This window comes from Nostoc sp. CHAB 5715, from assembly GCF_020829685.1.
Lineage (GTDB): Bacteria > Cyanobacteriota > Cyanobacteriia > Cyanobacteriales > Nostocaceae > Nostoc.
This window is the reverse complement of record NZ_JAIVFR010000534.1, coordinates 1-5,249: the sequence shown is the minus strand read 5'-3', so window position 1 is coordinate 5,249 and position 5,249 is coordinate 1. Positions and strand designations below refer to the sequence as shown.

Here is a 5,249-nt window from a genome sequence, read left to right as displayed (position 1 = left end):
GGCGAGCTGAAACTTGGCGAGCTGCTTGAGCTGCGCGGCATTGAAGGCGGCATCGAGAACACCAACTATTTCGCCACCACCACCGAAGGCGAATACGTGCTCACGCTGTTTGAACGGCTGACGTTCGAGCAGCTGCCGTTTTACCTGCACCTCATGAAGCACCTGGCGCAGCGCGGCATCCCCGTGCCCGTGAACCACCCAATGAGACGGCTGTAATTCCCTCAATTGACCGCAAACTTGAAACAATATGGTTGATGAATTGAGGCGATTCTTTATTCATGGATTTTTGCAAATTACGAATTGGTATTACTTGCTTATTGTGGTAGATTCTGTGCCATCGGTCTTCAACTGACCATCTTCCATATAAATAATACGATCAGCAATATCGAGGATGCGGTTATCGTGGGTAACTAGCAAAATCGTACAACCTTGTTCTTTGGCTAGCTTTTGCATTATTTCTACAACATCGCGCCCAGATTTTTTGTCGAGTGCAGCAGTGGGTTCATCTGCTAAAACAATTTTAGGATGACTAACTAAAGCACGAGCGATCGCAACCCTTTGCTTTTGTCCTCCAGATAGTTTCTCTGGGTAGTAATCTACACGATCTGCTAAACCGACAGTTTCCAAAATAGCGATCGCTTTAGCATCAATATCCTGATTCAGAAAATCCTCATGCAACTCTAAAGACATTCGCACATTTTCTCTCGCTGTCAAAAAAGTCATCAAGTTATGAGCCTGGAAAATATAGCCAATCTGGCGGCGAAGTTTAGTTAATTGCAGCTTTTTAGCGCCACGAATTTCCTCCCCTAAGATTTTGAGACTACCTTCTTGAGCAGAACGTAATCCACCCATTAAGGTCAACAAGGTGGTTTTCCCCGAACCAGAGGGGCCAGTCATGATAACGATTTCACCAGCGTTAATCTCTAAATTAATATCGAATAATACTTGTTTGCGAAGCCCACCTTCACCAAAATAGTGGTTAAGATTACTGATAGAAATCACAGATTCTAAAACAGAAAGTGTTGAGTTGGAATTTTCTGGTAAAGATTTTTGCAACATAGGATTTTATAAAGCATTGGGCATTGGGAAGATGAGGGAGATGAGGGAGATGAGGGAGACAAGGGGACAAGGAGAATAACCATGCCCCATGCCCCATGCCCAATGCCCCCTTTAAAAAACATCGGCAGGGTCAGCAGATCGTAACTTCCGCATTGCGATCGCCGCGGAAACACTACACATGATCACTGTCAAAATCCAAACCTGGATCGCCCGTTCCATTTTCATAAAAATAGGAAGCATCGTCGCAGCGTAGGTGACTTGATACAATCCAAAAGAAAGGATGAATCCAGGAAGAAAACCTAAGATAGCTAATAACAATGCTTCTTGAATTAAAACTCCCAAGAGATAGTTATCGGTGTATCCCATTGCTTTGAGGGTGGCGTATTCTGGCAAGTGTTCTGAGACATCTGAGTAAAGAATCTGGTAGACAATGACGATGCCGACAATGAACCCAACTGCTGTACCTAAACCGAAAATAAAACCAATGCTAGTGCCAGTTTCCCAGTATTTTTTTTCGATTTGGGCAAACTCTTCTGGAATTAGGACTTTGACATCTTTGGGTAGCTCGGCGGCAAGTTGCGATCGCACTTTTTCTGGATCGGCATCTGGTTTAAGCGTGATTAATCCAACTGTGATGCGATCGGGTTTACTATCTGAGAATAGTTGCAGAAAGGTAGAGTCACTAACGATGACATTACCATCGGCAGCAAAGGAGGCACCATCAGTAAACAAGCCTTTAACAGAGATGAATTTATTATTCAGTTCCGTCTCAAATTTGCTTGTTTTCTTAAAGATATCGCCAACTGCCCCGTATTCTGGACGACCTGCCTGGTCAAACAGAACTTGATACAACTGTTTGAGGTGCTGCTGGTTTTCTTTGATTTCAAGCGATTTGAATGCGGGTTGTGTCGGATCAATACCCCAAACTAAAATAGCGCGATCAAGACGCGTTTCGGGATTTCGCCACTCTCCGGTGTTAATGTAGACAGAATTCACTGACTGAACACCGTCATAACCCAATGTTTGATATAGTCGTTCTCTAGAAAAGTTTTTTACAGAAAACAGAGTTTGAAATTGGGGATTAATTAAAACCAAATCTGCCTGTAAATTGCGATGAGGTTTCACAGCTGCATCAAAAAGCGCACTTTCAAATCCCAACTGAATGAACATCAGTATATCGGCAAAGGCAATACCTGCGACTGCAACAGCCAGACGGGTTTTTTCTTTCATTAACTGCCGCCATGCTAGCGGCGTTTTACGAAATAGTTTGGAAAACATTTTGAAAACCCCTTAATAACCAAGTATGTCAGCTTGCTGTTCAAGCTGGCGCTCTCGCATGAAAAGAAATAAGGGAAGACCTAAAGAAACACCAACTAAAAGATTACAGGCAATATAAACCCAAAGATTTTGCATTTTTAGACGTGTCCCCTCCCAAAATACAAATGTCCAGAGGGCTAGCGATGAAACAATAACATCCATGCCAAAAAAACTAGAAATTTTGTTGGCAAAGAGTTGTTCAAAAAACAGCTTTATATCAAGACCATGCTCTAAGACAAATGGAACAAACTGGGAGTAAGGTAGAACGAAGCCAAGTATACAAAGCAGAAGGTATATGACTTTAACCATGATTGAATTCCCTCTATAAAAAATGTTGGAATACACGAGACAATGAACAACAACTCTATATTTCAATTGCTGTCTGTACCTGTAAGTTGGTGAAACCTGCAACTCGCTTGTTGTCTTCAGGATTAAGGCGAATTTTCACTTCAATCACTCGGCGATCAAGGTTCTCCCCTGGCTGGTTGCTGAAAACGTTTTGTCTATTTACCTGCAAGCCAATTTGGGCAACGGTTCCTCGCAGTTCACCGAGAAATGCCTGACTGCTAATCACTGCCTGTTGTCCTAGTTTCACTTTACCGATATCAGTTTGATAAACTTCTGCTACTGCCATCATCTGCTCTGTTTGCGCTAAGTCTGCAATACCAGAATCACTAATTTTTTCTCCGACTCGCGTATGAATTTTGATAATCTGTCCCGCCATCGGTGCTTTGATGTAAGCACCCACCAACTCGGTTTGGGCATGTTTGAGTGTGGCGATCGCATTTTCGACTTCTGTCTTGGCTGCGGCAACATCTACAGGTCGGACTTCTGCAATACTAGTCAGTGTGGCTTTAGCTTCACTAACTTGTTTGCTACCAGTGGCATTAGTGCGGGCGAGTGCTGCTTTGGCTTCGGCGAGTTCTTTGCTAGCAGTGGTGTTAATTCGGTTGAGAACAGCTTTGGCTTCGTCTACTTGCTGTTTGGCAGTTTCTACGGTTAAGCCTTTGCTGTCATACAAAGAATTAGAAACTGCTCCTTGGGAGTATAGCTGCTGATAACGTTGATACTCGGCTTCGGCATTTTTGAGTTCTGCCTCTAGCTTCTTAATGGTTGCCTCTTGCGCTATTCTGTCGCCTTCCCACTGTGCCTCTATGCGGAATATCGCTTCCTGTTGCGCTGTTTTATCTCCTTGGGATTGGGCCTGGAGACGTTCAACGCTTGCCTGCTGGGCCTGAATTTCTCCTGCTTTTGCTCCTGCTTGCACTTGAGCGAGTTTAGCTTGAGTAACTCTGACTTGTTGTTGGGCTTGTAGTACAGCAGTTTGCAAGCGATCACGTGCGTCTAAAATTGCTACCACCTGTCCGGCTTTAACGCGATCGCCTTCTTTAACTAGGATTTTGGCAATGCGATCGCCATCCAATGCTAAGGGCGCAAACAAGCTAATTACCTCTGCTTCTGGTTCTAGCCGTCCTAATGCAGCCACTTTTTGAATGTTGGACGTGGTTTCTATTGGCTCTGATTTCTCAGTTTGACCAAACCCAATCTGAGAAATCCCATAAACAACAATTCCACCCGTAATTGCAGTAGCTGCAATTACTAATGTAATTAACCCTTTCTTAGAAGCTTTTTCTGACAGCTTTTGAACCATCTCTTTTGCTCTCCTCAAAAATTACTTTATCTATATTAAATGAGTCAGCTTTTATCAAAAAAAGGCAGATTAATTATTATACATCCAGCAGTTATACAACAAGCATGAGATACATAATCTAGCTCTCAAAACCTGATAGAAAGTCCGTTTTAGTTTTTATTTATGCTGTATGTTGCGGCAAATATGCCGTCAGCATTTTGCCTAATAATGTACATTGTTCCATAAAATCAATCGTTTCATCACCCCATAACTTCTCCAGAATTAAACCGTTTACAAAGCTCAAGACAAAGGAAGCTAATACCGAATCTTGAATACCCAAAAAATTACAAGTTGCCTCGTGATAACGCTGATTATTAAGCTTAAAAACGCTATTTTTTAATATTTCTTTAGAATCTTTATGTTGGCAAAAATCAATCCAAATGTAAGTCCATTTAATGAAGTAATCTTCGTTTTTCACTAAGTGTCTTCCTAATGCTTCCATTGACTCTTCTAGCGTTTGCGCTCCTTCTAGTTCAGCTAATGCTGCACTTAAATCTTGCTCACAAATCTCCTGGGCTAATTGCTCAAACAGAGCTTGTTTGCTAGGAAAATAGTGGTACAACGTACCAGTAGAAACCCTTAATCCTTCAGCAATTTGACGCATAGTGATGGAAGCATAGCCTTTTTGGGCAAATAAATCAAAACACTTGTCAAGCAGTTCTTTACGGTATTGCTCATGGTCAACAATCTTAGGCATGATTGGACTTATTTATATCGAATGGTCGTTATATATAATAATAGCATCTTTGCTACTGGCATGTAAAATAGTTGATTTAAATCGAACATGCGTTATAGTTTAACCTAATTTTGCGCTAGATGTAATACTCATCAATCTTCATATTTGCCACTTAGTATAAGATTATGATATTTTTTGGGCAAAAACCCGTATATATTGGGTGAATAAGGGTAAAATAATAACTAATATATTTTTATTCGGTAAAATAATAATCAATGTGTTGTGTTTTTTATTAAGTGTAATTTATGCCTTATCGGAGAAAATTTTTAACAAGAGCAGGATATACTACTCTTTCCGCGTTATTGACTATGGGATTTTTACAAAAGGATAAGCAAAAAGAAGAACACAGCACGAATCGTGATGTAGTAAATTATACAAGTATAAATTATCCCCTTCGGCAATTAGCTGCCGCCATTGGAAAGCGTTATGGCGCAGCAATTTCTAGTG

The 5,249-nt window shown here is 41.3% G+C and carries 7 protein-coding genes and 1 pseudogene; 2 read left to right on the top strand and 6 right to left on the bottom strand.

All coding sequences use genetic code 11. From position 1 onward, the window contains the following. On the top strand, positions 1–216 hold a 216-nt coding region (locus LC574_RS25300; RefSeq protein ID WP_229456295.1), incomplete at its 5' end, for a phosphotransferase. 90 nt (positions 217–306) lie between these two features. Here the strand turns inward: LC574_RS25300 and LC574_RS25295 are convergent. From LC574_RS25295 to LC574_RS25275, 6 genes are all read right to left on the bottom strand, one after another. Further along, entirely contained in the window at positions 307–1,059 is a 753-nt protein-coding gene (locus LC574_RS25295; RefSeq protein ID WP_229456294.1) for a DevA family ABC transporter ATP-binding protein, read from the bottom strand. Continuing rightward, the gene (locus LC574_RS38250) at positions 1,008–1,142 is read right to left on the bottom strand and encodes a hypothetical protein (protein ID WP_267871675.1); all 135 of its coding nucleotides are present in this window, start codon (positions 1,140–1,142) and stop codon (positions 1,008–1,010) included. The genes LC574_RS25295 and LC574_RS38250 overlap by 52 nt, the downstream gene beginning before the upstream one ends. A 28-nt stretch (positions 1,143–1,170) precedes the next feature. Next, a complete protein-coding gene (gene devC / locus LC574_RS25290) occupies positions 1,171–2,337 on the bottom strand; it encodes an ABC transporter permease DevC (RefSeq protein ID WP_229456293.1) in 1,167 nt (388 codons plus the stop codon). A 12-nt stretch (positions 2,338–2,349) separates the two neighbouring features. Continuing rightward, a complete protein-coding gene (locus LC574_RS25285; RefSeq protein ID WP_229456292.1) occupies positions 2,350–2,685 on the bottom strand; it encodes a DUF2834 domain-containing protein in 336 nt (111 codons plus the stop codon). Between the two features lie 55 nt (positions 2,686–2,740). After that, positions 2,741–4,027 carry an ABC exporter membrane fusion protein gene (locus LC574_RS25280; RefSeq protein WP_229456291.1) on the bottom strand — a complete coding sequence of 429 codons (1,287 nt, stop codon included), beginning with the start codon at positions 4,025–4,027 and terminating at the stop codon, positions 2,741–2,743. Between the two features lie 160 nt (positions 4,028–4,187). Further along, positions 4,188–4,763 (bottom strand): TetR/AcrR family transcriptional regulator, encoded by a 576-nt coding sequence (locus LC574_RS25275; RefSeq protein ID WP_229456290.1) that lies wholly within the window; start codon positions 4,761–4,763, stop codon positions 4,188–4,190. Between the two features lie 284 nt (positions 4,764–5,047). Between LC574_RS25275 and LC574_RS25270 the strand changes: the two are divergent. Beyond that, positions 5,048–5,249: pseudogene (locus LC574_RS25270) on the top strand (1,4-beta-xylanase); the annotation flags it as partial.

What these genes read in the sequence shown, in the direction of transcription:
- LC574_RS25295 (WP_229456294.1), bottom strand. Translation starts at nt 1,059, where the DNA reads ATGTTGCAAAAATCTTTACCAGAAAATTCCAACTCAACACTTTCTGTT.
- LC574_RS38250 (WP_267871675.1), bottom strand. Translation starts at nt 1,142, where the DNA reads ATGGTTATTCTCCTTGTCCCCTTGTCTCCCTCATCTCCCTCATCTCCC.
- devC (WP_229456293.1), bottom strand. Translation starts at nt 2,337, where the DNA reads ATGTTTTCCAAACTATTTCGTAAAACGCCGCTAGCATGGCGGCAGTTA.
- LC574_RS25285 (WP_229456292.1), bottom strand. Translation starts at nt 2,685, where the DNA reads ATGGTTAAAGTCATATACCTTCTGCTTTGTATACTTGGCTTCGTTCTA.
- LC574_RS25280 (WP_229456291.1), bottom strand. Translation starts at nt 4,027, where the DNA reads ATGGTTCAAAAGCTGTCAGAAAAAGCTTCTAAGAAAGGGTTAATTACA.
- LC574_RS25275 (WP_229456290.1), bottom strand. Translation starts at nt 4,763, where the DNA reads ATGCCTAAGATTGTTGACCATGAGCAATACCGTAAAGAACTGCTTGAC.